The sequence below is a fragment of the Pandoraea oxalativorans genome, assembly GCF_000972785.3.
GTDB classification, from domain to species: domain Bacteria; phylum Pseudomonadota; class Gammaproteobacteria; order Burkholderiales; family Burkholderiaceae; genus Pandoraea; species Pandoraea oxalativorans.
Map to the genome: position 1 here is coordinate 33,400 of NZ_CP011518.2, position 26,544 is coordinate 59,943.

14 protein-coding genes, 1 other RNA gene and 3 pseudogenes are annotated in these 26,544 nt (G+C 66.9%); 12 read left to right on the plus strand and 6 right to left on the minus strand.

Features of this window, described 5'->3' with window-relative positions; all coding sequences use genetic code 11:
• Positions 1-458: 458 nt before the first annotated feature.
• The 4 genes and pseudogenes from MB84_RS31635 to MB84_RS31770 all read left to right on the plus strand — a co-directional run.
• A pseudogene (locus MB84_RS31635) lies at positions 459-659 on the plus strand (MFS transporter); the annotation flags it as partial.
• Between the two features lie 112 nt (positions 660-771).
• Complete coding sequence (locus MB84_RS29245) at positions 772-1,593, plus strand: MFS transporter (RefSeq protein WP_342672666.1); 822 nt, start codon at positions 772-774, stop codon at positions 1,591-1,593.
• A pseudogene (locus tag MB84_RS31765) lies at positions 1,590-1,919 on the plus strand (M81 family metallopeptidase); the annotation flags it as partial. The gene MB84_RS29245 and the pseudogene MB84_RS31765, both read left to right, overlap by 4 nt.
• Before the next feature lie 26 nt (positions 1,920-1,945).
• Positions 1,946-2,164: pseudogene (locus tag MB84_RS31770) on the plus strand (M81 family metallopeptidase); the annotation flags it as partial.
• A 281-nt stretch (positions 2,165-2,445) separates the two neighbouring features.
• On the opposite strand, the gene MB84_RS25000 reads toward MB84_RS31770, so the two are convergent.
• Positions 2,446-4,491 carry a hypothetical protein gene (locus MB84_RS25000; protein WP_065225861.1) on the minus strand — a complete coding sequence of 682 codons (2,046 nt, stop codon included), beginning with the start codon at positions 4,489-4,491 and terminating at the stop codon, positions 2,446-2,448.
• Between the two features lie 468 nt (positions 4,492-4,959).
• Positions 4,960-6,864, minus strand: coding sequence for a hypothetical protein (locus MB84_RS25005; protein WP_052654309.1), 1,905 nt, complete (start codon positions 6,862-6,864; stop codon positions 4,960-4,962).
• A gap of 968 nt (positions 6,865-7,832) precedes the next feature.
• Between MB84_RS25005 and MB84_RS30105 the strand changes: the two genes are divergently transcribed.
• The 6 genes from MB84_RS30105 to MB84_RS25030 all read left to right on the plus strand — a co-directional run bounded on the left by MB84_RS30105 (position 7,833) and on the right by MB84_RS25030 (position 16,158).
• Positions 7,833-9,197 carry a hypothetical protein gene (locus tag MB84_RS30105; RefSeq protein ID WP_157122933.1) on the plus strand — a complete coding sequence of 455 codons (1,365 nt, stop codon included), beginning with the start codon at positions 7,833-7,835 and terminating at the stop codon, positions 9,195-9,197.
• 337 nt (positions 9,198-9,534) lie between these two features.
• Entirely contained in the window at positions 9,535-11,856 is a 2,322-nt protein-coding gene (locus MB84_RS30600; protein ID WP_052654313.1) for a tol-pal system YbgF family protein, read from the plus strand.
• A gap of 707 nt (positions 11,857-12,563) precedes the next feature.
• The gene (locus MB84_RS30115; RefSeq protein WP_157122937.1) at positions 12,564-12,713 is read left to right on the plus strand and encodes a hypothetical protein; all 150 of its coding nucleotides are present in this window, start codon (positions 12,564-12,566) and stop codon (positions 12,711-12,713) included.
• A gap of 135 nt (positions 12,714-12,848) precedes the next feature.
• Complete coding sequence (locus MB84_RS25020; protein ID WP_052654315.1) at positions 12,849-13,442, plus strand: hypothetical protein; 594 nt, start codon at positions 12,849-12,851, stop codon at positions 13,440-13,442.
• A gap of 1,022 nt (positions 13,443-14,464) precedes the next feature.
• On the plus strand, positions 14,465-15,115 hold the full coding sequence (locus MB84_RS25025; RefSeq protein ID WP_052654317.1) for a ParA family protein: 651 nt from the start codon (positions 14,465-14,467) through the stop codon (positions 15,113-15,115).
• Positions 15,116-15,126: 11 nt separating this feature from the next.
• The gene (locus tag MB84_RS25030; RefSeq protein WP_052654319.1) at positions 15,127-16,158 is read left to right on the plus strand and encodes a ParB/RepB/Spo0J family partition protein; all 1,032 of its coding nucleotides are present in this window, start codon (positions 15,127-15,129) and stop codon (positions 16,156-16,158) included.
• 37 nt (positions 16,159-16,195) lie between these two features.
• Here the strand turns inward: MB84_RS25030 and trfA are convergent, their stop codons facing one another.
• From trfA to MB84_RS25050, 4 genes are all read right to left on the minus strand, one after another.
• Positions 16,196-17,143 (minus strand): plasmid replication initiator TrfA, encoded by a 948-nt coding sequence (gene trfA / locus MB84_RS25035; protein WP_169835074.1) that lies wholly within the window; start codon positions 17,141-17,143, stop codon positions 16,196-16,198.
• 1,589 nt (positions 17,144-18,732) lie between these two features.
• Positions 18,733-19,087, minus strand: a transfer-messenger RNA (tmRNA) gene (gene ssrA, locus MB84_RS25040).
• A gap of 1,190 nt (positions 19,088-20,277) precedes the next feature.
• Complete coding sequence (locus MB84_RS25045) at positions 20,278-21,555, minus strand: aspartyl protease family protein (RefSeq protein ID WP_245725607.1); 1,278 nt, start codon at positions 21,553-21,555, stop codon at positions 20,278-20,280.
• Positions 21,556-21,606: 51 nt separating this feature from the next.
• Positions 21,607-22,227 (minus strand): hypothetical protein, encoded by a 621-nt coding sequence (locus MB84_RS25050; RefSeq protein WP_157122939.1) that lies wholly within the window; start codon positions 22,225-22,227, stop codon positions 21,607-21,609.
• A 513-nt stretch (positions 22,228-22,740) separates the two neighbouring features.
• On the opposite strand from MB84_RS25050, the gene MB84_RS25055 reads away from it, so the two are divergent.
• Together MB84_RS25055 and MB84_RS25060 are read left to right on the plus strand one after the other, a co-directional pair.
• Positions 22,741-24,972, plus strand: coding sequence for a hypothetical protein (locus MB84_RS25055; RefSeq protein WP_052654325.1), 2,232 nt, complete (start codon positions 22,741-22,743; stop codon positions 24,970-24,972).
• Positions 24,969-25,511 carry an autotransporter outer membrane beta-barrel domain-containing protein gene (locus tag MB84_RS25060; RefSeq protein WP_052654327.1) on the plus strand — a complete coding sequence of 181 codons (543 nt, stop codon included), beginning with the start codon at positions 24,969-24,971 and terminating at the stop codon, positions 25,509-25,511. The genes MB84_RS25055 and MB84_RS25060 overlap by 4 nt, the downstream gene beginning before the upstream one ends.
• Positions 25,512-26,544 lie beyond the last annotated feature (1,033 nt).

The window sequence follows — 26,544 nt, forward strand, 5'->3', positions numbered from 1 at the left end:
CGGCGTTCGAGCGTTTCCTGTGCCCAGTGCGCGCCAAGCAGACGCCCCGCTCCGAACGCGTCGTGAGTGGCGATGAAACGCGGGCCGCTCCGGACAGAGCGGCCGCCCCATGTTCCCCTTCGGCGCACCGAGCGGCGTGCCGACGCGGACACCGAACCGTCGGTCGACCGCCCCCTCAATGCGCCGACACAAACGCTCAACGGTCTGTAAAAACGGATCCGATGCACCGGCGAACACCTTGCAACACCACGGAATCGGTCGCGCTTACCACCCCGCAACGGGGCCCTGGGTATCACCCTCATCGGCCGAGGGAGCCGCAAAGCGATGTGCCGCCGGCCGCGGCTCGCACAAACGACGACGGACAACTCGGAAATACCGCACAGCGTGCGCTTACTTAACCCCACGGCGGCCCGTTTGCCTTGCCGGATCGCATCAATATCGGATTTGCGAAACTGCGGATGCACTCCGCACTCGGCTTTTCCGACACCGTCTACGGCATTGGCGCAGGCACCTTCTTTTTCGGCAATGTCCTGTTCGAGATTCCGAGCAATCTTTTACTTCCCAGAGTGGGTGCGCGAAAAACCATCAGCCGGATCATGGTGTTGTGGGGCCAGAGCTCCACAGCAATGCTGTTCGTGCGCAGCGCACCGATGTTCTACGCCCCGCGCTTCATGCTCGGCGTTTTTGAGGCCGGATTCGCGCCCGGCATAATTTTTTTACCTGACCTATTGGTATCGCCAAACACGCATGGCCCGGGTAATGGCGATCGGCATGCTTGCCGGACCGATCAGCGGCATGATCGGCGGCCCTCTGTCGACATGGGTCATGGCGAACTTCTCCGGCGTGTGCGGTCGGGGCGGGTGGCAGTGGATGTTCATCGTCGAAGGTCTGCCATGCATGTTTTTAGGCATGCTCGCATTCGTCCTGCTCGATAACCGCCCCGCAGACGCGCGCCGGCTGTGCGCGAACGAGCAGCAATTACTCTTGGACGCTCTCGATGCTTCGGGCCGCCATCATTCGTTCCGGCAGGTGATCAAGCGTCCGCATGTCTATTGGATGGCAGCGCCCTATTTCTGCTTGATCTGCGGCATTTATGCCGTCAGCTTTTGGCCGCATTCGAACCTCAAGGCGTCTGGCGTCACAGACGCAACGCGGATCGGCATTTTCTCTGCCATCCCCTATGTGGCATCCGCCGTCACAATGGTCGTGGTCGGACGTCGCTCGGATCGCCGCGAAGAGCGCCGCAACGCTCGCGTTGGCAACGGCATTAGGCGACACGCCAACGCTCTCGCCGACCTTCATGAGGGTCGCCACGGCAATGATGTGGGCAGCCTACACCGTCTTCTGGACACTGCCGCCCGAGTCTCTGAAAGGAGACGGGGCCGCGGGCGGCATCGCACTGATCGATACCCTTGGGCGGCTTGGTGGACTCGTGAGCCCGACGATCATCGGCGGGACGCAATCCGTGACCGGCAATCCTCATGCAAGGCTCCACCTGATCGTCGCGCCACTCGCAGTCGGCGCCATCACACTGATCCGCATTCGGCCGGCGCACACTGCCGATGCATGACACCACTCGCGACTAATTCTTGAACACCAACGTTAGACCGTGTCACATCCACGCACCCTTCCGGGTTCCGCACGAGACCAACACGTTTGCGCCAACCCCGGCAGACTGCGACAACTTGGAGCGAGGCGAAGGCTGTGCGCACATGAGCCGGGGCGCGGACATGCTCGCGTTGCGCGACGTTTATATCCCGGCGGGACGGCTCATCCGTGCGGCACAGGCAGTAAGCCCAAAACGGATACCAATCCTGTGGGCGGCTGCCGGTCCGCCAGCGCACGTCACGCGCGACGCATACGAGCGCATCGCCGGCGACATCGTGGACGCGGTATACCATCACGATGTCGACGCCGTGTATTGTGACCTGATGGCGCCGTCGGCGCCGGGTACATTGACGACGGCGAGGCGGCACTACTCGAACGGGTGCGCCGCGTCGCAAGCGACAATCTACGGATCGTCGCGTCGCTTGACCTGCACGCGAATGTCGCGCATCGCATGCTGGACCCCGCCTATTGCGCTCCTGGCGCTCGGTACGTATCGACACGTCGATACGGCCGAAACAGGCGGCCAGGTCGCAGCGATGCGCGAACGTCGGCATGATGGGGCCGCGCCGATCCCACGATCCCCTGCCGCTGCACACGACCGAGCGTCGATCTCAGCAGCGGCGACGGCACCGTCATCGGCGCGCGCAGGCCGGTGAGGCGGCATACGACCGGGGCGGCGCCGAGCGCCCGGCACAGCGACGCGGCGACGCTCCGGCCACGCCGTGCGACAGCGCGGCGCGGGCAAGGCTCGCCCCCACGCCATCAGCGCCGGCGCTGCTTGCTCGACACACCGCCCGGGGTCGTGACTACCGCCCCACCGCGCTGCGCATCGGCGGCCTAGCGCCGCCACGCCCATAGTGCCCGCACGGAGGAGGCGGGGCGCGGTGCAGGCTTGAGGTGGCCGTCGCACTGTACCGCGGTGAGTTTGGGCCCCTCGGCTGTGAGGGAGTAAGAAGCCCTCGTCGTCATTCTTACCCCGGCCAGCTGCTGCGCCGTGAAGGTCTTCGGGCCCAGCGTCACGCTGGCATCCGCGCTGAGCGCGCGGCCTTGGTTTACGACAAACTCGACTCTGGCCTCACCTGGAAGGGGGGCATGCTCCCCCACGGCTTGGGAGGTCCAGATGTCGATACGGCACGTCTCGTTGGTATTCTCCTTAAACTGCGGCACGCCATTGCCCCGGCCAACAATGTCCATTCCCGCCCGTCCGCTGATAATCGCCTCGAATACCTGGCGTCGCAGAGGGAGCTCGGGAATCTTATCCTCAATTTTCTTGATCACCTCGTCGAGGATCGGCTCCTTCTCGACGGCTCCGCTGCCGAGCGCGTACCGTTCACCGTTAATCGCGATTTTAAGACGCTGCGCGCCACCCTCGGGGAACAGGGCCGCCGCTAGCGTGGTGCGTAACGCAGCCTTGAGCGCCGCATCGCCCCGGTCGCGATGCTGCTCAAGCTTCGCGGCAACGTGCTCGGTGCCAAACGGATAGGTGTTCGGCGGCAGCGGCGTCCCGCCCAGCAGCAGCTCGAGCCCCCCGATGCAAAGCGTTTTACCATCGTACAACTCGTCCGCCCTTCGCGCGGCGACCGAGTCCCCGAACGCTTCAAACGCGCCCCGTTGCGTCGCGGGATCCACGCCGGTGCCGTCTTTGCGGACCACGCGAGCACCATCGACCCCGTAGCTCACCCCCTTGTTGTTCCACCCCCACTGGACCCCCGCAAAGCTGGCTTTGCTCGCGGACACGACCCAGTAGTCATTATCGTTGGCGCCGTCCAGGCCCAGGCTTTTGGCACAGATCGCGGCCGGGCGGGCGGCGGCCTGCGGGTCTGCGAGCGCGAAATCGCTCGCGTGGCACTCGACGAACACAATGTTCGGCTCGCCCGAAAAAAGCGACGAGAGTGCCGCGAACAGGCGAGATAAAAAACCGAATCGCTCCGGCACCCCACTGACGTGCTCCTTCAATGACGCATGCAGGTCACCCGACTCCGTCGACTCCGCCGAGACCGTCGAGGCCGCACGCATCGTCACGTGATCCACCCCGACCTCAAGGCGATTGCACGTGCCCGTGAGCCGCATTGCGCAGTCGATGACCAGCGTCGTGCGGTCCCCGTCGGCCTTCTCGGCGACGCCGTCCACCTCGGCCTTGGTGACGCTGTCGCTGTCGCTGTCGCTGTCGCTGTCGATGTCGATGTCGATGTCGATGTCGATGTCGCTGGCGTCGCTGGCCCGGTATGTCGTTGTCTTATGGACACAGACGGCGTTGTCCTCGATGCTCACATCGAGGGCCTGTCGATACCGCTGTTGGCTGATAAATGGATCCCCTAGCAGGTGGTCCACCTCCACATATCGCTTGCGTCCCAACTGGCACGCGGCGTCGAAGGCCTGGACGAACGCCACATCCGGCGGCACCTTGGCCTTCACAAACGCGTCGTAAAATTGCTTGCTGAGGACCTGCAACAGCTTGGCACCGCGCCCGCCTTGCTCAAAAGGCCCGGGGCCGATCAGGTCGTGACACGCTTGCCCGCCCACGGTCAGTGCAATCGGGGCAGGTTTATTACCGCGCGCAAAATAAAGCTCCTCCATGGTCTGGCTGGCCGCAGCGGCGCTCGTCAGACCAAAGTGGGCGTTAGTGCGGAACACTGGGTCAAGAAGCGGCGACCCATTCGTTGGGCTGTACGTTCGGTTGACGGGGCCTAATGGCATGAAGCGGTTCTCCTTGATGTGATGGCCAAACACCGCGCGACAGCGCGCTCCGGGATTGCTCGAGTGCTTGACCGACCGGGGGTGGTGCGGCGTCACGCCCTTGGTACGCCCCGCCGCGGTGTCCCTGGCCCGTGCAAAAATGCGGCGTCGCGCCGGCGCTGACACGCCGCGCGCGACCCTGCTCATGCTGCCATTGTCGATATCCCGGGCGCGGCCACCCTCCGGTGAACACCTGAAATGGCCATGCCCGGCGCACACTTGGCGCCGCGGAGCCGGGGGTGCGCGAGCGCCTGGATGACCGAGATCGCCCACGCCCCGCCGCCGCGCAGACGTGGCGGGCGCATCGCCGGGGCACGCCACCGGCGGCACGCTCCCTTCAGGCCGTCCTTCCCCGGGGCTCCGCCGGGGAGCACCGTGCATGATCGGCCCCCGGCGCAACGCCACGGCCCCGTCCCCGACACTTACCAGGCACCCTGCGAGCGGGCGGCGCCCCACGGGGTACAGGGGAGGGCGCCCGCGCTGCGGCACCGGCGGCGATCGCGCCGCAACGGCAGCGGCCCGGCACCCGCCGTGGCAGCGCCGGCGTCGCGCGACCGTCTTCGCGCGCCCGCGGACTACACGTCGCCCACCTGTCATGCGCGCGCGTGGCGCCCCCTAGGCCTCCAACTGCGCGTCGTAGGTGGCATGCCGCAGTGTGGCCGCAGCGCCGGTGAGCACAAAGGTCGTCTTCGTCGACATCGTGCCGCGATGCAACCGCTTAAGGGTCGCGGCGCCAAGCGACACCGCCGCGCTCTCGTCGCGCAACGTGTCGTAGTCAGATTCAAAGGTCAGACGCACCGGCGCTGCGGCGGACGGCGTGGCGCCGGGCGTGGTCTCAATGAGAATGCGGCGCGGCTTGCGGGTCTCGGTCGAAAAACGCGGCCCGCCGTCCATGCCGGTGAGCAAGTCCGAGACCGCTTTCTCGTGAAGCAACACCTTGTATAACTGCTCTCGCGTGGCGGCGTCGTCAATCGCCGCCGTGAGCCGCCGGGTCATGTTCGCACCCAGCTGCCGTTTCACGAAGGCGACCTGCTCGGGCAAGGACAGCGCCGAGTGGCCGAACGCCAGGGCCCAGGTGGCGGCGTCCTGCGTAATGTCGTCAGCCCCCTTGTCGGATATCGTCGCCTTTGTCCGCTGGTGTTCCGCTAACCAGACGGCTCGTCGTAACGCCTTCGCATAGGCGTCCAACGCTTGTTCATCCGCGTCCAGACTCGCCATCACATCCGTCGCGCCGAGCGTGATCAGCGGCGCCGCGTGCCGCTGCCGGCCACTCAACTCGAACAGCTCGTCGCCCAGCGTCATCTCGAGGGCCGCGCGTTGCTTCGCCTGGACCGCGGCCGTCGCCTTCTCGGCCGTCGCCCCGTCTGCCACGGCCGCGTCGATCTCGTCTTTGTCCTTGAGCGCGACCTGCGCGAGGTACTCGGTCCCAAATCGATAGAAGGATTGGGGCACCGGCGCGCGCGCCCCCCACGTCCGATCGTCCTGCCCGAACGTGACGGCGCCCCCCGTCTTCAAGCAGGCCGCGTGCCGGGCCGCACGCTCGTCCCCTATGCTGCGAAGCGTCTCGGCATCGAACTTTTCACCATTGCACGCCACGATGCCGCCATCGTTATCGTAGTGCGCCACCACATGCGTCCACCGCCCGTGCCCGGGCTCCGCGCTGACCAAGCGAGATGATTTATCAAACGCGGCCAGATCGAGGCCGATGCCCGCCGGCCGTGCAGTGGCCGCCGGGTCCAACGGCCCGGGCGCGCGCTCGATGAACTTCGTGCCGCGCCCACCAAACAGCTTCGAGCAGTGCGCGAGCAGTTGGCTCACATGCTCCGATAACCAGCCAGGCGCCTGCGGCGCGTCTGGGACACCGAGGCGCTGCCGCACGCCCGATAAGCGATCGGGTTGCTCAGGCGACGTGCTCACGCGCACAGTGGCCCGGGTCACCTGGGCGGTGGTCTGACTCGCCGCCTGGCTCAAGCGCCGGGACGTCCAGTCGGAGCCGACCGTGAACTTGAACCCCACGTCCGTAACCCGCGTGAGCGCGATCGGCGCGTCGGGGCCCGGCGCCTGCCCCGCGGCCCGGTAGGTCGTCGTGATGTGGAAAAAGACGTCAGTGCCGTCCATGCTCACATCCATGGCCTGCTGATGCAGCACTTCATCCGGGTCGGTCGGCCCCAACAGGTCGGGCGCCGCCAGAAGCTCTTGGCAGGCCAAATAGCTCGCGAGGTCACGGGCCTGGACATAGGCGACGTCGGAGGCGACCCCGTGCTCGACCAGCACATTGCAAATTGCGGTACTCAGGTGCTCCAGCAACGCGCGGCCGCGCCCGCCCTCCTGGGCGGCCGTCACGTCGGGCATCGCGACCGCCAGCGGCATCCCGCCGATGCTCAGCACGATCGGGCGGCTCGTGTGCGACCGATGGGATGGCGCTGCGCAATAGCGCGCCTCCAGGGTGTCGCATACGGCGCTCATCGCATTGTGATCCCGTGCACGCAACCCCAGGGAAGTGTTGAGCACTTGGTCCATCGGACTCGCGGACAGAAACGAACGGATGGCGGGAGGCGGTGGCATGGGGTGACGCTCCTTGTCATGCGCGGCAAGCGGGCTGGCAACAGTAGCGCGCGCGTACACTGATCGGACCGGCGTGACGCGGGGCGGGCCCCCCACGCTACCCACGCTACCCACGCCGCCAACGCGGCGCACGATGTGCATGGTCGCGTGAGGGCTGATGCGCCGCGCGTCACCACGGTAATGCGGTCATTGTCCGTTACCCCCGCGCGGCCGGCCTCCGGTGAACACCTGAATTCCTCCGCACCCGACGTGCCCGGTGTACCCGCCGGCCCGTTGGCACTCAACGCACGACGGCCAAGCCCGTCGTCACAGCGCAGCGTCCGGGGCGCCTCTTTTAGCGTCGGGGTCAGGCCGATCGCGTGCCCCCGTGACGCCGCGTCGTGGAGACCGGCACGCGACACGCGGCGCCTTGGCCGGCGGGCGCAAGCGCTCAGGCCGCAAGGTGGGCTGAAGCGCCCGGTGCAGGGCGCCGGTGACGCGGGTCCGGCAACGCGTCCATTCAAAGCGTCTGCGTTTTCTGCGTTTCACTGCCACGATCATCGCGCCGCCCATGCCGGCGAAAAGACGCAAAAACGGTCGGCTTGGGGAAAGCGCCATGCGCGGGCGTGACAAGCGTCCCGCAGCATAGTGACCGAGACACCGTCACGGCCGTCAAGCGCTGTGGCGCTCGGGCGGGCCATCGGTCTCGTCGTCCGCTGCAGGGTCGCGGCGCCGTGCGGGCGCTCAGCGCCCGCGACGCGTCACCGCTCAAACGGCGCGTGCCATGCAGGCCGTCGTTCTCCCGGGCGGCGGTGCGCCGGGCGCACACGTCCGCCCGGCTGATGCCGAACCCGCAAGTTTTGCCCGGAATCCAGAAGTCGCGCAGAGCGCTTGGTGGTATCTATCCCCACACCCCTCCCCGTCACAGGTCCCTCCCTATGTCAATGTTTTTTGTCTCCGCCGGCGCCCCGTCCGACGCTCACTCTAACGCTCAGATCAGCCACGAAGATGCGGCCCCCGAACCGCTGAACTTCAACGATCCACAGGCCGTCGACGCGGCGCATCAAACGTTCGTCAATCAGGGACTACCCGCGCGCTGGCGGGATGCGCTCTTGGCAGCGCCCCCCACCGACGACGACCGGCACGCCTTTGCCACCCTACGCCTGCGCAAACTTGCCGATCAGGCGCAGCCGTACCCAACCGGCATGCCGGGCGATCTCGAACAAGCGGTCACGACGCTGGCCAACCACCTCTCGCCCACCGGCCGAACCGAACTGCTGCAAAGCCTTGAGGTCGGCGGGGGGGACAATGCGTTTGCCCAATACCTCACCGATCAGGACCGGTGGCACTTGGCCGCCGACGTACTCGCCGCGCGGGCCAAGACGTGCTACGTCGCCTGGCGCAACGGTACGTCCGCGGAAGATGCCGGCCCGCCGGGCATGGCGGACTACCGGCACGCCGCCAGCCTTTATGAGCGAGCGGGCCTTCCGGCGCACGCCGCGGACGCCCTTAAGCGCGTCGGGGCCATCGCCCTGAAGACCGCCAACTTCTACAAGCACACCGACCAGCCCCAGCGCACGCAAGAGGCCTGGCGCAGCGCCGTGAACGCCTACCTCGACGAGGTGGAATTGCGCCGGGCCGCCGGTCAGCGTGCAAATGTGGCCGACGCCTTGGAGCGCTTGGCAGGCGTGTACACCCTGCTGGAAGAGCACGACGATGCCGCCCGCAGCCTCACCGCGGCCAGCGAATCCTACGAGCTCGCGGACCTCCGCGACGAGGCCATCGCGGCGGCTCGGAAGGCGGAGGCACGGTACATGCGACTCGCGCAGCTCGCACCGCTCACGCGGCTCACGCAGCTCGCGCTGGCCGTCGATGCCTGCAAGCGGGTCGCCCAGCTCTATAGCCGCTGGGAAAAATACGGTGCGGCCGCCCACACCCGCCTCCGGCTCGCCGGACTTTATGGGGACTTGGCGCAGCCCAAGCTGGCGCGAGAGGCCCATGGGGACGCCGCGCGCGCCTTCGTGCAGGCGAAAAACTGGGCAATGGCCGCCGACGCCTTCTGGGAGTCGGGGGAGTATGAGCTGGCAGCCCCGCTTTTCCGGTCGACGGAGCAGCCCGATCGGGCCGGGGACGCCTATGCGGCGGCGGCGGCCCGCCGCGAGCAAGAGGGGGCGCACACGGACGCCGAACGTCTCTACAGGGAGGCCGCAAAGGAGTACGAGCTGGCGGGCATGTGGGAGATGCGGGCTCAAGCCATAAGGTTCGCGGACAAGCTGGCAAACCCTGGCGCATTACCGGCATCGACGTGAGGCCCGCCCCGGGCGAAGGCCCTCCCGCGGGGGAGCCGCGCACGGTCAGCGATCGGCGATCGCGCTGATCTGAAGGGTGAGGGGTCGCCGCACCCGTCGGCGGCCGCACGAAGGGCCCGCCCCCGCAGCCCAAGACGCACGGATCGTGTGCTGCGGGAGCCGCGGCCGCGCGGCCAACCATGCCGGCTCGCCACCGTCCGCTCGCCCGGTGCGGCAGCCGACCGGCGTCACGCGCAACTTCCCAAAACCGCAGGTTTGGGCCGAAACCCGGAAACGGTCGGCCGCATCCCGTGCTATTACTAAGTATCACGGACTTCTCCTTATCACGGAGCTTCTCATGGTTCACCAAGTCAATAACGCCGGCGGCCTGGTGGGTCAGCCATGGTCGCCCCCGACAGCCGAGACCGCCCAGAGCGACCGGAGCGCCGCACAGGATCGGCTGAAGAACGTCGATTTCACGGATGCGGATGCCGTTGAGCAAGTTTATGAGCGCTTCAGGTACTGGGCGCCGCTGACGGAGTTCGCCCGCTGGGCTTTCGTCGGCGCCGACCAAACCAAAGCGATTGAGGCGCTGCTCACGCTGACGATGCACAAGCACGCCCTCGCGCGGGACGAGCGCACAGACCACATTCCGGGAACTTGGCACGACGCGCTGACGACGCTGGCGCCACAGCTCTCGCCTTGCGCGCTGGACGCACTGATGCGCAGCGTGGGCGAGGTCCCGGAGGCCAACGAATTTTCCGAGTTTCTGTCGGCGCAGGACCAGTGGGCGCTGTTGGGCAAGGTGCATCAACAGCAAGCCGATAGCGACGAACGCGCCGTCTTTAGCGCGTTGCAGCAACATTGGCGCGACGGCATGCCGCATGACGAGTGTTTGAGGCATGCCCAACAGAATCTCGAGCCGATCCGCGCGAAGCGCTTGGAGGCCATCGCCGCCTCGCAGGCGGCCGCGGACGCCTGCGAGGCCACGGGGCGCCCCGATTGGGCCGCCAAACTCCGGGGCGCCATAGCCGAAATCTGGTTGAGAATCGCGAGCACCTTTGACGCCCTGGCGCAGCCCGAGCAGCCCGAGCAGCCCGAGCAGCCCGAGCAGCCCGAGCAGGCCGAGCAGGCCGAGAACGCCAGGGCCGCGGCACACACCGCCTATACCGAGGCCCGAGATTGCTACCGGCGCACGATGGACGCGGCGACGCTGGCGAGGCAAGGCGATGTGGTCGAAGACGCCGCTCGGGAGGCTGGACAGCTTGACCTGAACGCCGCACATTACTTCGCGGTGAATAACCGGTATGCGCAAGCGATCGCCGCCTACCAGGACGCCATCAGCGTCTTCCTTCAGGGTGGCGCGACAACCCACGCAGCGGACGCCCGCATGCACCTCGGCGACCTCTACATGGAACTTGGAGAATATCTCGAGGCCGCCGACATGTACCTGGCGGGGGTGAGCGAGCGCCTTCATGATCCGTCATCGACCGATGCCGCGCTGTTGGGGCGGGCGGGTAACGCGCTCAAGCGCGAAGGCAAAGGCGACCAAGCAAAAGCGATTTTCGAGCGGGCCGGCGATGCCCTCATGAAGCTGACCAAGAACGCCCGTATGGGCGGCGCCGTGGCCCGCGCCGAGCACTACGACCGGGCCGGCGAATATTACCTGCAAGCGGGCCAGTATTTGAAGGCGATCGATGCCTTCCGAGGCGCCGAGAACGCCCACACAAAGACGCGGGCGCCCGCGGCAGCCCGGCGCGCCCACGAGCGGGCCGGCGACGCCTACGAACGGTTGGCAAAAGAGCACGCCGAGCGCGGAGAGCTCCGCCAAGCCGGCGACCTGTTCGCGCTCGCCGCCAAGGAGTTTGTCGCCGCAGGGTTGGGCCCCGTAGGGGCGGGCGCGGCGGGGTTTAACGTCGCGGGGGGGGTCTCGCGCAGCGAACAAGCGCACGGACACGCCGGCGAGGCCTACGAACAGTGGGCCAAAGACCTCGCCCGGCGGGGTGAGCACGGCCGGGCCGGTGACCTGTTCACGCTCGCCGCCACGGAGTTTGCCGCCGCGGGGTGGGCCGAGCGCAGCCGGCAAGCGCATGGGCACGCCGGCGATCGGTATATGGATCACGCACGCCGCCATGTCGCGGCCGACCCGCGGTCCGCCGAGGCCGACACGGCCGCCGGCAAGGCGGGCAAAGCGTACCGAAACGCGCAGCAGTACGAAGCGGCCGCCTCCGCCTGCCAAATGTGGACCGACATCCACCTGCGCCAGCTACTGTCGAACCGGCCGGGCACCAGTTACCTCACCTTCGCCATCCGCTGTCGGGAGCTCGCCCAATTCTGTCGCGCGGCCGGACTCCGCGAGGCGGCCTACGACGCCGAGATGACGGCGGCCGCGGCCTTCCTGGAAGGCGAGAGCTTCAGGTCCGCCGCGGAAGCCTATTCGCGCGCGGACGAGCGCGACCTCGCGATGCGCACCTATCAGCTCATGAACGAATGGGCCGGACTCGATCCGCTGCACCCGGACATTTTCGATCATATTGCCAAGGAGTACCAGGCGATGGACCCCGTGAATCTGAGGTTACTGTACCTCGTCAAGGCCGCCCAAACTGCGAGGGGCCTTAACGCGGTGGACCCGGTGGAGCGGCTAAAGGTGGCCGCCGAGCGGGTGCTCGGCACCGCGTGAGCCCGCCCGCGGCGATGCGGAGCCGGGCCGGCAGCGTCATTGCGAGGCCGCTCGGCGGGCGGCCTCGGCCCCCGTTTTCCCCTGCCCGAGCGCCGGGACGCCCGCTCGGCAGATGTCCCCCCCCCCCCGCGAGAACGGACCTCGGGGGGCCGCAAGCGCCGCGACGATGAGGATGCGGCGTTTCGCTTGAACATGAGGGCGATGGCCGGGTGGATCCTCACGCAAACCGGCGAGCCCGCCGCCGCCTGACGCTCGTGAGGCATCAGCGCAGGGGCCGCGGGGCTCAACAGAGGCTCAACAGAGGCTCAACAGGCGCGCACATGCGCTCGAAGGCCGGCGTAAGCGCACGCCCCTGCGGCGCGAGGCAGTGTCGTGGCGGTATCCCTATCGCGCGCGGCGGCTTGGCCGGGCCGCGCGGCACCGCACCGCCACCGCACCGACGGCGCGGGTGGCGTGCGCCGCCAGGCGGGCAACGTCTTAGGCTCCCGATCAAGGTGAGGAGGAGGCTCACTGAAGCGTCGGCCCCTGCTCCGGGCGCGTTGTGTCTGACGCGCGCTGCGGCCGCGAGCGGGGGGCGCGGCGCCGCGAGGGCCGGATAAGTTCAGGTCTTTACTGGAGGCGCCGGGGTCGGGGCAACGACGATACTTCACTCAACGGCACGCGGTCCCCGCGGCCCCCACCCCCGAAGTTAAGTAAGGAGATCTCTCATGTCCGCACGCCTCGTCTTCGGCATCGCCTTGTGCCTCGGCCTGTTCGGTATCCTCGAGCCCGTCCTTGATCACCGGATTACCCACAACGCATGTGCGCAGACCGGCCTGCGGTGCACCGCCTCCGTCGCGCACGTGTTCAGTTACTGACACGCAGCCCCGCGCGGCCGCCCATCGGGCGCCAGCGCGGTCAAGGCGTCGGCGGCGGGAGTTGTTGAGAGCGTGTTTTACCACCTCTCGTCGCAAAATCCCGCCCCCCTTCCCCACGTTTGCGAGGCCGTCATTATGGAAGTGCTCGTCGCCCTGGCAGGGCTGGTTGGCTCCGTGCTGGAATTCCTGATCGGCGTGCGCGCCCCCGCCCATAGCACGGCGGCGGCGAGTCAGCCCGAGGCGGAAAAGCGCGTGCGGTGGCGTCGCTACTGTCCCCAGAGCCCTGCGTCGACGCGCTTGAACAGCGAACGACTGTGGGACGAGATGCCAGGCGAATTTCGCTTGCTCACGGGCAATCCCAGCGCGATCAAGCAGGTCCTCAGTACCTGCGGCGCATGCCTGACGGGCCGTGCGCGAGTGGCGCCCGCCACACCCACGGTGCCGCAAGCGACGGCCTCACCGTTGGCGCCGCCCGCCGCCGCGATGCGGTGCGCTTCGCCCCGTTCGATGGCGAGCCGCGCATTCTGGGACGCGTTAGCGACCGCGACGCTGACGGCCGTCGTCGCGGGGGCGTTGGCGCTGCTGCCCCGTGTGGCGCCCTTGGCGCCCCTCACCGGCGTCGAAATTCTGCTCGCGGTAGGCGTGGTCGCGCTGGTGAGTTTGACGCTGCGCGCGCTCATCCGCCGTGCGTGCCGCCCCGGGCCGGGCACGCCTGACCCGCGGGCCTAAGTCCCTGCCGCTTAGGGCTCTCGCCATCGCGTAAGCCCCCGGGACGGTGCAGCCGCCTCCCTCGGACCGATTCCGCGGTGCCCCGCCGGCGCCCCTGGCACCGCCCCGCCCCCTACGCGATGTCCGTTCCCCAACCTCTCCCGGCCGACAGTTCACCGCGTGGAAGGGGCAACTTGCCCCCTGCCACAGCGGGCTCGCGTCGCGCCGGTGGCGGAGTGCACTGGTGAGGTGTGCTGCAACGCGGTGGCCGACGGCGGCGTCCGGGCGATGTCAGGCACGGCGCGCGGGGCCACGTCATCGGCCGGTGGTGGCGCGGGCGGGCCGCACTTCGCGCGTTCGCCAGGCCAATCTGCTCACAGCGACAGATAAAATCGCCGATATTTAAAAAATTTAACTCAAAACAATCGATCGAATTTCATGTCTGCGATCGAACTCGCAGCGCCCGCCTGACATAGCCAAGGCGCGTGTCGCCAACTCATTGGCGTCGCCCGGCGACACGGCTCCGTATCATGGGCCGGTCATCTGCGAGTGATGAAAAATTTAAGACACGCATGGCTCAGCGTCAGCGACAACGTCACGACCGCACGCGCCGACGCCGACAGGCGTCATGCCGACCGTCGACCGGCAATTCGCGGTGCCGCTACTGCTCTGCCGCTCCACTGTTCTACTGAGCTGCTGTGCCGCGGCGTCTGCCACGACGCGGACGATTGATCCTACCGCCCACGTCGCCGCGCCCGAAGGACGGCGAACGACGGAACAGCCAGACAATGGACCAGTGAAGGGGCTGGCGCGAGGACCGCCGCCTCCCGCACGTGAGGCGGCGAAGTTTCCACGTAGAAACCGCCCTCCCGGCCCCGCGGTCGAGTTTCCACGTAGAAACCGGCTGCACCACTCGCGCTCCGGGAATCGATAGCAATAATTCATTGATGATCGGTTGATGTTTGACGCAGCCTTGTTATACTCAAGAAATAGTAGTCGTGACCCCCATGGGTTTCTACGTAGAAACATCCTCAGGAGCGCCGATGTCAGCGAAAATTATTGCCGTCTTCAATCAAAAAGGCGGGGCCGGAAAAACGACCATCGCGGTCAATGTGGCCGGCACCCTCGGTAACCGTGGCCATAAGGTCATGATCGTAGATCTCGATCCGCAGGGCACCGCCAGTATTTGGACCACCTTGAACGAGGAAAAAGCGTTCCCGGCGCGCATTAATAATCTGGTGCAAGCGCGGCAAATTCACCGGGAAATCGAGCAACATATCGATGCTTACGATTTTATCGTGATCGATTGCCCGCCGGCGGCGGAATCGGCGGCGCCCTCGGTGGCGTTGCTGATCGCCGACCTGGGCATTGTGCCCGTGGGCGCCTCAGGCGGTAATTTGTGGGCCACCGAAAAGGTGAAACAACTCGTCGAGCAAGCCCGCGCGAGCGGCAACGAAGCGTTGATTGTGCGCTCCGTCGCGAATATGGACCAGAATGTCGCCATTGTCCGGCAAATTTTCGACGCACTGGAAAAAGATGAAGAATTAAAGCCTTTTGAAACGCGCCTAGGTTTGCGGGCGGCCTACAAAGAAGCCGAGGTGATGGGCGTGGTGGTGGGCGAGGTGCCGCGCGCGCGCGCCGCGGCCAAGGAGATGGATGCGCTCGTCAACGAAATTGTCGCCTGCTTGGCGTAACGGAGCGAATCATGGTGAAAGATTTCTCGAAAGGCCTCGCCGTCGGGCGTAAATTGGACGTTGAGCTGAACAAAACCCCGGCCTCGCCGTCCCGCTTTGATCGCGTTGACGGCGCTCTGGCGGGGCGCGAATCCCTGCTAGGACGCCCCCAGCCCGGCCCCGATGCGCGGGCGCTACAGGTCGTGCAAGAGCTCTCGCTGAGTACCTCCGCACCGCTCGAGCTGCCGCTCACCGAGCTCGACGACAACCCGTTAAATAGTCGGACGATCTACAGCGAAGAGATCGTGGTGGCACGCGCGAACTCGATCCGCGAACACGGCCAATTGGTACCGATTCTCGTCACGCAAAGCCTCTCGACGCCGGGTCGCTACACGATCATTGACGGCCAGTATCGCAAGCGCGCGCTCACCTACCTCGGGGAAAAAAGCGCGAAATGCCAGATCATTGAGGTCAAGGACAAGGTCGAGTTTTATAAACTTGCCCGCGCCATGAACAATGAGCGGCAACAAGAGTCGATCTTGGATATTGCCTATGGCTACGAAAAACTCATCTCCGAAGGCCTGGCGAAGACCGAAGAGGAGCTCGGCAGTATCGTCAAAGACACCAAGTCCCGCATCAACAAGCTGCGCGCCGTGCTCAAACTCCCGCCGGCGGTGCATGAGTTGATTACCGCTTCACCCGACCAGTTCGGCATTTCCATTGCCTATGAACTCACGCTGTATCAGGCGATCGTGGGGGCGGAGAAGACCGTGGAGCTGGCGCAGCGCATTGCGTCAGGGCACTTACCTTTCACCAAGGTGCAGGCGATCCGCAACGCCGCGGCGCAGGGGCCCAAACCCCGGCGGAACGTGTCGCGGCAACACAAGCTACGCGACGCCGGGATCGAAATCGGCACGTTAAAAGAGTGGGATTCGGGCCGCATCGTGCTCGATATTACCGTGGTGGACCCCGCCAAACGGGACGCCTATTTGGTGGCGTTGAAACATCTGCAGCAACAGTCCGGGCTCTCCAGTGAGCTCGGCGCGGTGGAGAGCGCAGAGTAATTAGTTTTTCAGCCAGCGGGGTCTGAGCGCGCCGCGCTCAGACCAGCGCCGGATCGCCGAGCAGGGCAGGGGTGGGCGCTTTCATCGTGCGCGGCGTGCGCGTGAGGTAGACCACGTCGTTGCGAATAATAAACGACTTCAAAAACTTGATATCCACGAGTTTTTGCAGCGCGGCGCGCAGCCGGCGCCGAAAATCGGCCATGTCCTTGGCGCGACTGGCGGACAACTCATAGTATTTCGGCACGGAAATCGGCAGCGGCTCGCGGTGCGTGATCAAAAATGAGTGTAACCACAGCGCGAGCGGCGCGCGCCCGCCAATGAGCTTTCGCTCACTCCAAGCAAACAGCGAAAACGTGTTTTCCGAAAACAACTGGGCGATTTTCGGCTCCAATAGCACGCACCACTGCGACAACTGCTGACCCTCACTGTCGCGCCACGCGAATGACCGAATCAGCGAGCCCGCGTAACCGGACGAGGCGCTGTCGCCGGGCCCCTTGCCCGTGATGCGCTTCTCGATGGCCACGGTCACGTTGGTGGCCGACAGCCTGTCGCAACACTCCTTCAAATGCTGATATTCCGCTTTATTGATCGACCAACCGAGCTCTTTGAGCATCGAATACGCCGTGAAGTGAATCGGTTGGCCGAGCGGAAAGTGGCGTGCCAAATGCAACAGCGTCATGAAAACGCTCGCATCATCCTGCCTGAGTTCTTCGCCCCGATACTGGATTTCGAGGCCGCCAAGGCTGGCGACATTGAGCTTCTTAAAATACTTTCTGTCTTCGCTTTTGGCCGCCGTGAACAGCGCGCCACGTGCCAGCGAATTGGGCAGAGCCCGCGTGTCGTCTTCCCACATCGGGAGTTGGACAGGGGTGTCTTCCATTTCCTTGAGACGACCGCTGGTTTTGGCGCGTTCTCGCATCGCAGACACCACGCGGACAAGGTCCGATTTGTTTCGCGGTGTTTTCGGGTCAGCAGCGCGTGCCATTGTCGGGGTCCGAGAGATGTGCGTTGGGGCGATTATGGGCGAAGGGAGTTGAGAGTCAAGCACCCGGGCGGCGAATTTGACGAGAATCCTTAGTGATTCACCCATGTATGTTAGTGATTCGCCCAGCTTTTGACGGTTGGGCGCTTCGCAGCGCTCGTGGGGGTCGTGTCTGTCAGTACTACTGCTGTTTACCGGTCTTTAGTAAACATTAAATAAAGGATTATAAGAAGATTAGAGGGCCCCGCAAACCCTTATAGTACAAGGCTTTCCGGGGGGGTGTGCGGGGTGGATCACTACTAGTGGTCCGACCGAGTCGCTAGTAGGGGTCCGACCATACGACTATTAGTGAATGACTCAGTCACTAAGCCTTCTGGGCGGAAAACTAGTAGGCATTCGCCAGGCATAGGGATTCAGCCGGCGGCCATGCCCCGCGCGAGCGCTCTCGCCGGCGCGGGTTTGGACCCGCGCGCGCTTGCACGTTGAACGCTTACCCCTTGATTTTGCGGGAGTTTTTTCGGTCGCTTCAGGCTTCAGAGGCGGAAGCGGGGCGGGCGTCGCGCCGCCCCGTGCCGCAGGCTAGTGATTCGGCCAGGGTTTTCCGATAGGGCGTTGATTCACCAAGGGTTGGGTCGCGGGGCGCCGCCCGACCTGAGCCGTGTTCGGCCGGGTCCGTGGCCTCGTGCCCGCCGATTGGGCAGCCACCGGTTAGTATTTCGATCATGTTTACGATATAACTCATTGATTTCAATCATATTTATCTAAATTTTTGGGGGCCGCAGCCGGCTTGCGAGCTGTGGGTAACTCGGCACTGGGCGAATCACTAACCCCGTCGCGCAGAGGGCCCTCTGGGTGAAAAACTAAGTCGGAAGCGCGCGCTGCGCGATTCGGGCCGCTAGTGATTCACTCATTACTCAAATAAACTTATTTATCTATCAATGACTTAGCGTACGCTCCGGAAGCGATTTCTGATATCGATGCGCGTCGAGGCGTCGTCAAAGCGCGCCGCTGGGTGAATCACTAAGACGGGGCTGGGTGATTTACTAACGCGCCGCCGTCGGCACGGTGAACCCCGGGTGCAGTGCGCAGGCAGAGAAAGTTGACCCATTCGTGGGCTATTTCACGACAGTAAGCGCTTGCTATTGTGAGGGCGTACCGGCGGTCGGCAGTGCGGACGCGTCGAAGCGTGGAGGCGTCGAGGCGCCGGTTAAGGCATCGGGCGAGGCGTCCGCGAAGGCGCCCCGACGTTGTCGCCGACGTCGACGCGGACTCGCCGGGGCGAACGACTAGTGATTCACCCGGGCCCGGGTGTCATCGCGTGGTGTGCCGCCGGTGAGTCCATCCGTCGCGGGGCCTGACACGTGACGGGCCCAACGCGTCGTGCGCGGGGGCAGCGTGCCCATGGCGTCCGCGTGAGGGCGCGCCGCGGCTTGGACGGTGGCATGCGCGGGTAGACCCGCCGGTTCGGGGAGGGCGGGGGGCGGGGTGGGGCGAGGCCGCCGGAAACGAGGGGCGAGGCGCTCGATGTGAGGAGCCGGTTACGCTGATCCGGCGACGCTGCCATTTAAAGCGTCCGGTTTTCACTGCCACGATCAATCGGCCGCCCTTTCTGTTCCCAAGCACCACTCGCGTGGCGGGGCGGCAACTCGGACGCGGGGATTTAGGCCGCTTCGTAGTAAAAGGCGTCGTTTTTGCCAGTTACGGTGTTGTGCCGATTAGGTCGGGCACCTCTCCTGCTGCCGTCTTCGCTAGCTCGCCCTGTCGAACCCAAGGCACCCCCACCCCAGAACGCTTCACCGACAAACGCCCTCGGGTGGAGGTGGCGGGAGTCGAACCCGCGTCCAGAACGCCTTCACGTTGAAGGAATTACAGCAATCACCATCGCTTGATGGCAGCACCGATTCTGCCCCCACCTCGCCGGGCATGCTTTCGAAACAGCGTGAAAACGTTCGGCTTTGGGCAGCGCAGTGCACCCCGCACCGTCGGCGGGCGGGGCGACGTCATGGGCGTGGCCGGCGAACACGCCGAACCGCGCCGGCCTGCCCGGGCCCGGCGCGGCACCCCGCCGCTCAACGCGTCAGATGACACCGGGCCGAGCTCCGTCCCGGATCGGTCACCGGACGGTGCACGACGCACCGCGCGCCGGGAGCGGAGGGTGCGGGGGTGCGGCCCCGGGGCCGGCGGCCAGGGGGAGACGCCGGGTGACGCGCCCGCGTGCCAGGGCGACACCCGGCTTGGGCGCCGCCCGGCGTAGACCGGCACGCCCGATCAACGCGCAGACGTCGCGCGTGTGACGTTGGCGTCCCGGCCCGGCCGACGATGCGCGACTGCGGGCAGGCGTGGCCATGACCTGGGGTATCGGTCCAGACCGGGACGGCGAAAAGTTCTACGTAGAAACTTTGGATCGACGACCGGGACGCAGGGACGCATCGCGGGACGCGGCGGGCCAGGGGCTCGCGCGTCGCCGCCGCGTTCCTTCGGCGCGCCGCGGCGTCGCATCGCCGACATCTCACCAGGACCCGTGCAGGCGACCGGCAAGAACCAGGGGGGTGTCACCCGCCGAGCAAGCGGCGTGGGCATGCCCGTGCGAAGGCGCATCCCCGCCCGGGTGCTGACGGGGCGGCGTGGCGCATGCGCGAGATGGGTCAATCACTAACGGTGAGGCGCCGTCGGTGGGGGCGCGGGCGGCTGCGGGCGCCCGCGACGCGGACATCACCGCGCGAGGGCGGCGAGCGAGGGACCTCTCTGAGTGAGCGTGCCGGTCGTGAGTCGGGGCCGCCCGGCGGCCAACGTCGGCGCCCACGGCGCCTCACGCTCCGTCGCGCCGCCGCGGGGGCACCACGCCGGGGTGCGACGCCAGGGCACGACGCGGGCGGGCCGCGCGTCGCCTAGTGATTCACCCAGAGAACGCACCAAGGGGCACCGAACGGCTTGCGCGCGTGGCGCCGACCTGACGCCGCCGCTCGCCAGACTCGGGGGGCGCCCCGTGCGGGGACCGGTCACCGGGTCAACGGATCAACGGGGGAGTGGGGGAGTGGGGGAGCGGGGGAGCGGGGGAGCGGGGGAGCGGGGGAGCGGGGGGCCGCCCACCGAGGGCGGCCCCCCGGTGGGGCGAAAGCCCCGTGCGGGGCACGGGGTCACAGGCGGATCTCGCGGCGCGCGCCGCCGCGCTCGATGGTGAGGGTCAGCTTGCCCGCCGGCGTGGTGGCCACCAGATCACGTGCGTCGTCAATCGCCACCGGCGCAACGCGTTGGCCGTTAATGTCGAGCAGTACGTCGCCATGCTGCAGGCCGTAACGCGCCAGCTCCTTCGATTCGGGGCCATACAGCTCGACACGGCCGTGAATGAACCGGATCGGGATGTTGCGCAGCGGGACCGGCTCATTTTGCGTGAAACGGCTCGCTTCGTAGCAGAACTCCATGGTGCTGGGCACGATCATGTAGCGATCCAGGCGTGCGAAGAAATTCAACCCAAGGAAGTTATCGGTGCCTTCGCTCACGTGCAGGCGTCCGAGCGCTTGTCCGTCGAGCGAAAAGCCGGTGAGCATATGCTCACGCGTCTGCGCCAGACCATTGACCGTGGCGGACGGGGATGTACCGCCGAGCGACGTCACCGCCTTGTGCTCGGCCAAGTGCTTCAACAGCGGCTCATTGGCGATCGAATAGTGGGCTCCCGTATCCATGCGAAAGTTGACCCAATTCTCGCCAAAGTCGACGCTGATGCCGGGCGACTTGCCGAAGCTGTCCTCGTAGGGCACGCAATGGCTGAACTGCTCGCCGCTCGGGCGGTCGCGCCAGACCGTCAACTGGCCCGAGCGATTATCGACCACCCAGGTGAACTGACGAAAGATGTCCATACCGATCACGCCATCAATTTTTTGGCCGGCCGCCTGTGACGCCAACGACAAATCGACGCCAAGCCACGGCAGGCCGGCCGGCAACGTGTGGCTGCCCAGTTGCAGCGGCAGCGACTGCCAGAGCGGGACGTCGGCGCGCGTGAGCGTGCCATTCGCGGTGCTAAAGCCATGCTCCAACATTTTGTGGAACATCACCGGCACTTGCGCATCGCTCGGCGCCCGGGTGATGGATGCCCCAAGCGCACTGTCGATGGCGGAGAAGCTCGCCCCGGTGTCCACGAGAAAGCGATAGTCCTTGCCGGCGATGGTGACAGGCACGATCAGGCCGGTCTTCGGTCTGAACGCGGTGGTGAGCACGGGCTGGGCGGGCGTCGCGGGGGCCGCGCTGTGGGACGACGGCGGGGCGGCCCGTTCGCTGCAGCCCACCGCAAACACGGTCGCCACGCCCATGAGCGTGAGCAGGGCCAGCCGGCGCGCGGCGCGATGGCAGCGCGTGAGCAGGGCGGTCAAGGGCGCGCGCGGGCGTCCCTTCGTCGGAGCGGCAGTATGGTTCGTCATAGAGAGGTCTCGAGTTCCTGTAAAAAGGGGGACAAGTCCGGGGGATGCCGTTCACTGCCTGGCAGCGATAACGGCACATTTCAGGCGCACCAGATCGGTGTTTACGCGGTGGTAGGCGGCCTCCAGCGTGTCGCACCGCTGGTGCAAGTCGGCGTGGCGCCGCAGGCGGGTGTCCGCCCACAGCTCCGTGGCGATGCCCACCAAGAAGACGGTGAAACTGCACACCGCGCCCAGCAGTGCGGTCAGCGGCGGCAGCACGTCGGTCATGCCCGAGGCGATCAGGGCGATGAAGGTGGTCACGGTGAGCGCGATACCGAGCCAAGCGCCCCGCCGCGCGAGCAGGGTGAGCCCGCGGCGGGGCGCGAACCGGCGCTTCATTGTGTGCAGGACGGGCGGGGGCGCGGTGAAGGCGGCCGCCGTCTCGGCGAACGCCTCCAGCGAGCGCGTGTGCTCCAAACGCCGGGTCAGCGCGGCCAGTTGGCCTTGACACGCCGCGAGGTCGGCGAGCTCGACGCCGTGGCACGAGGGCAATGTCTGCATCAAGGCGTGCTGGTGGGACGCGAGCGCCGACAAGCCCGAAAGAAACGTGTCCCGAAGGTGCTCCGTGTAGGCCGCTGTCAGGGGCGTGGGACGCTCCGGCGGGGCGTCACTGAGCGGGTGTGCGCTTGTCATCGCGGTTACCTCCTGAAGGTCATGGGCCCGAGACCGGTCCGGCTCGGCACGGGAGCGCCCGCGCATTGCTGCGCGTCGCGGGGCTCGGCATGCGGACCATTATGACGATCGTCACGGCGGCCCCGGATCCGGTGTGCACCTGAACCGGGGCCGCCGCGCTCGAGCGGGTTCCTGGCGCACGCCGATCGAGGGCCGAGCCCGCGCGCGGCGGGCTGCGCGAGCGCGCCGACGTCGCCGACGGCGCCGCCGCGTTCCGGGTCGCACGCGACCCCGCCGCGGCGTGCATCTCAGATGTTTGCCTGAGTGCGGTGGGGCGGGCGCGCTTCATAATCACAACGCGCCCCCCCGACGCACGGGACGTTCGTCGCGCACGTGCGGCGCGCGGCGCGCGGGGACATGAGCGGGTCGGCGCGCCGCGCCCCCGGTGCCGCGCCGCGGCGGCCCTCGCGTACCACGCGAGGGGCCCCGTTGCGCTGCGGTGTCATATACCCACATCCCCCCTGCGGAGTCACCATGGAAGGTGTAAGTCAGTATTCCCCCCTAATCCCCCGCCCGGACCCTGCGACCCAAACCGCGGGCACCGGCCTTGCGACGGAACACGCACCGCCTGAGGAAGCCGCCACGATCGACGCGCCGCTCGCGACGGCGCTCGACCCGGACGCACGCGGTGACGGTGCAGACGCGGTGGGGGACGATGCCGGGACGCTGTCCGAGGACGAGTTGACACAAGAGATGCGCGAGATGCGTGAGGCCGCCGGCAGGGAAGCCCGGCGCCATGTGGCGTCCATTAGCAGCGAGTCCAGCTATCACACGGCCCTGGGGGAGGAGCCGGGCCCGCGAGAGTTCGACGACGCCCCGCAGCGCGCGGACGCCGGGATGCGGGGTGCCAACGGCGATCCGGCGGGGCGCGGCGGGGCGGATCGCGCCACCGTCAATGTGAACTACGCCCCGGTGATCGTCTACCACGGCCCCCACAATGCAAACCAAGTCCATCTCAACCTCGTGAACCGCCCCGTCATCCGCCTCGGGGGCGCGGAGCAGCCGCGGCCGCCGAACGCGCCGCACCGGCACGCCGCCCCGCGCGAGCAAGCCGGGCCGGCAGACGTGCCGGCACCGGGCGAGGAGGTTCGGATCCCCTTGTTGGCCGATGTCCAAGGGGCAGCGGCGCAGGAGCGCCGGGCGGAAGACTATTGCCTGGTGGTCCCCGTACAACCTCGCACGCTGCCGCCCAAATATCTGTATCCGGTTTGGGCGGGGGGCGTGGCGCTCTTCACGGGGGCGAGCTGGATACAGGTGGTGCCGCCTTGGCGCACGCTGGGTAAGGCGGGCGCGACAGTGTCCTATCCACTGTTACCGCTGGGCGCGCTCGTTGAGGTGGGGGCCATCGCGCAGATCGGTTTGAGCCGGCGGCACAAGTCCAAGGCGCTGACGACGGAGCTCGTGCGGCTTGAATTGCTCGTCAACGCATACAACGAGGCCGACGCGGGCTGGAAGAACCGGCTTGCGCCACGGCGGGCGCAGGCCTCGCCGCCGGCGGAGCTGCTCGCTGAGGCCGCGCTCAAGTTTGAGGCCCTGTCCACCCACGCCGAGTATTGGCACCTGTCGGACAAAGAGTTCGAGGCCCTGATGCTGCGCGATGTCGCCCTGCAGGCCTTGGCGGCCGTTTTGAAGGGCGTGAACTATGTCAGTCAGACCTTCACGCTGGGCAAACCGCCAACATTACACGCGTTGGACAGCGCCACCAGCGTCACGGGTGTCTTTGCCGGCCTGTTGCATTGCCGCCAAGCTTATTTCGAGCGCCGGCGTGCGCAACAGGCGAAGCGCGTGCTGCGCGCCGTCACAGCGGAAATCCGGCCGGCACCCGCGCCCGGGGCCGCCTCAGTGCGGGAGAAGTTGCGTGCATTGGACGTGGCGTACCGGGAAAAAAGATACGCGGGCGCGCGCGGCCCGAGCCGCGAGTTTGTCGACTTGCTGAGCGAGCGCGGCCCGTTGGCCACGGACCAATTGCAGGCGCTCGACAAGCTCATGGACGCCGTGCACACCACCATGGCCAAGACGATGGACGAGGCGCTGCTCGCGGCCGATGCGCTGGAACGTCATAGCATGCTGCGCCTGACCTACGGGGCGGGCTCGGCAATTTTGGCCGTGGCGCTTGCGGCCCTGCCATGGCTCAAAGAGAAGGACGACCCGGCGGCAGAGCTCGCGAACGACGTCCTCACCGCCACCTTTGCCACCTCCGCGTTGGGGTGGATCGCCTATTGCGCCCGCCAGGTGTGGGCGGGCGCCCGAGCGAAGGCATCGACGCTCAGTGAGGTGCCTTCGGCACACGATGTCGAGGCCATCCACGCGTGGTTGGCGACGCCGGTTCAGACGCTGGAGCAAGAGTTTGACCAACACGCTGCGGGCAGCCGATTCTTCGTGAGCACCCTGGTGGTGCAATATCTGGCGCTGGCACCCAAGCGCGAGGCGCGTCCGGAGCGGGACGCGACCGCCGACGAAGCCGGTGACGTCGTGCGCACCAAATTCGCCATTCGGCTGCTCAGCTTTCTGCTGGGCAAAACGCCCTCAGCCATTCGAGCGCTGCGTATCGAGGCGCGCTCGGCGGACCCTGCGGCGCGGGTTATGGCGGTCGCAGTGGTGGCACGGTCTCTGCTCGGGCAGGCGGGCGTGGAGCAGCGCTTCGCGCGCCCTCACCCCGGTGCGGTCGGGCCTGGCGTTCAGGCTCCCCTGAACGCCGCACCGTGATCGTGCCCTACCGCGGCATCGGCCGAGCGATGCCGCGCGCACGGCCTGAGGCGGGTGACCCCGGGGGCGCTTATCCTGCCTCGCGGACGGGCCTGGACGTCTCGCGCGAACAGGGCAAGCGCGTAGCGCTGGACAACGGCTGGCAGGTGGAGACGAGCGCGCAGCGCATGAGCCAGTCGGTGTCCTTTCGCAACACCACTGATAAAAACGGCGTGTCGGTGGCCCTCGGCACGAGTCACGCCTGGACGACGCTGGCGGGAGTACGGTTTTCGTACCCGGTGGCGGGCATCCCATCGTCATGGACGCCGTATGTGGGCGATGGCCTGTCTTACACATGGTCGGGGGGGCGCGAATCCGGTGCTCGCCGGCGCCGCGTTTGCGCTCGGCAACGTGGGCGCGGCGGTGCGCGTGGCAGTGGGCGCAAGCGGTCAGGTGATACCGCGCTGGCGCTCTATGGCGCACTCTACGCGCAGACGGGCGTGGACAGCTACGGCGTCTTGGCGATTGGCGGGCGGCTCGGGGTGCGCTACCGCTTCTAGGGGCTGTCGCGCTCATGAGGTCGCGCGCAAGCGTCGCCGGGGGCGCGTCGGTCGTGGCGCGCTCAGCGCCTCGCAGGGCTCCCCCAGGGCCACATGGCGTCCCCTGGCGCCAAGTACTTGCCCCATGCGAGACGCGGGCATGGCCTCGCTGCCAACCCGGACGGTGCGGGCACACCGCAAACTCTGAATACGCCGCCTCGTTATGACACGCCGTCTGATCACGCGGTGCGCCGGCGCCAGGCGGGATTGGCAAACCCGCGCCGGCGGATGCCGCCGGGTATCGCGCCCCCGGCAGCGGTCCGGCCACCGGCCGCTGGACAGAATAAAAAGCGTGTCGGCCGGCCTGAGGGTGACAGCGCAGAAAATCCGCGGGATGATCGGTCAGGTCGGGGTGAAGACGGCGACGTGCCGACCCGGTTCCGAACGCGCTTCGCTGTGCCCGCAGGCACCCGAAGCTCCAGACTTGCAACCGTAAGCGGAGGGGTTTAAAACGGGATTGCCGGGTGGGGGCGGGGACTGAACGGGGCCGTTACCGGGAGGGTCGCCGACGCCACGTGCTATCCGCGCCCGACTGCCGGACCACGCGGCGCGCAGCGCCCCGCTCGCGGGCGGCGAGCATGGTCATTGGCCGGTGACTCGTCAGCTCCGTTCGCAACACCTTCGACAGCGTCTGTCGGGCGTTGTGCGGGTGATCGGCCACGGGCATGGATAATGAGGTATCCACCGCTCGCACAACGCTGACGACCGGCTTGCGCCAAGACGCGAAGGCGCGCGTCCGACGCTTTGAGCCGACCGGGCGGGCGCGCACTGCACTCGCCGAGCAACCCGTGAGGGGCGTCGCCAATGAAGCGCCGCGGATCAAAGCCGACTTCCCCGACCGACGTCCGAGACGCGCGGGTAAAATGTGCCGCACGCATCTATTTGTGGGCCTGATACACAGGGCGGGCGACACAGAGCGTTTCGGCTGAGATAATTCAGCCATGTCGAACCACCCATCACCGATGACCTTAGGTCATCGACCAAGCCAAACGGG

Coding starts and splice junctions, on each gene's coding strand:
- MB84_RS30600 (WP_052654313.1), top strand. CDS start 9,535: ATGGTTCACCAAGTCAATAACGCCGGCGGCCTGGTGGGTCAGCCATGG.
- MB84_RS25045 (WP_245725607.1), bottom strand. CDS start 21,555: ATGACGAACCATACTGCCGCTCCGACGAAGGGACGCCCGCGCGCGCCC.
- MB84_RS29245 (WP_342672666.1), top strand. CDS start 772: ATGCTTGCCGGACCGATCAGCGGCATGATCGGCGGCCCTCTGTCGACA.
- MB84_RS25030 (WP_052654319.1), top strand. CDS start 15,127: ATGGTGAAAGATTTCTCGAAAGGCCTCGCCGTCGGGCGTAAATTGGAC.
- MB84_RS25050 (WP_157122939.1), bottom strand. CDS start 22,227: ATGACAAGCGCACACCCGCTCAGTGACGCCCCGCCGGAGCGTCCCACG.
- MB84_RS25000 (WP_065225861.1), bottom strand. CDS start 4,491: ATGAGCAGGGTCGCGCGCGGCGTGTCAGCGCCGGCGCGACGCCGCATT.
- MB84_RS25025 (WP_052654317.1), top strand. CDS start 14,465: ATGTCAGCGAAAATTATTGCCGTCTTCAATCAAAAAGGCGGGGCCGGA.
- MB84_RS25020 (WP_052654315.1), top strand. CDS start 12,849: ATGGAAGTGCTCGTCGCCCTGGCAGGGCTGGTTGGCTCCGTGCTGGAA.
- MB84_RS30105 (WP_157122933.1), top strand. CDS start 7,833: ATGTTTTTTGTCTCCGCCGGCGCCCCGTCCGACGCTCACTCTAACGCT.
- MB84_RS25055 (WP_052654325.1), top strand. CDS start 22,741: ATGGAAGGTGTAAGTCAGTATTCCCCCCTAATCCCCCGCCCGGACCCT.
- MB84_RS25005 (WP_052654309.1), bottom strand. CDS start 6,864: ATGGACCAAGTGCTCAACACTTCCCTGGGGTTGCGTGCACGGGATCAC.
- trfA (WP_169835074.1), bottom strand. CDS start 17,143: ATGGCACGCGCTGCTGACCCGAAAACACCGCGAAACAAATCGGACCTT.
- MB84_RS30115 (WP_157122937.1), top strand. CDS start 12,564: ATGTCCGCACGCCTCGTCTTCGGCATCGCCTTGTGCCTCGGCCTGTTC.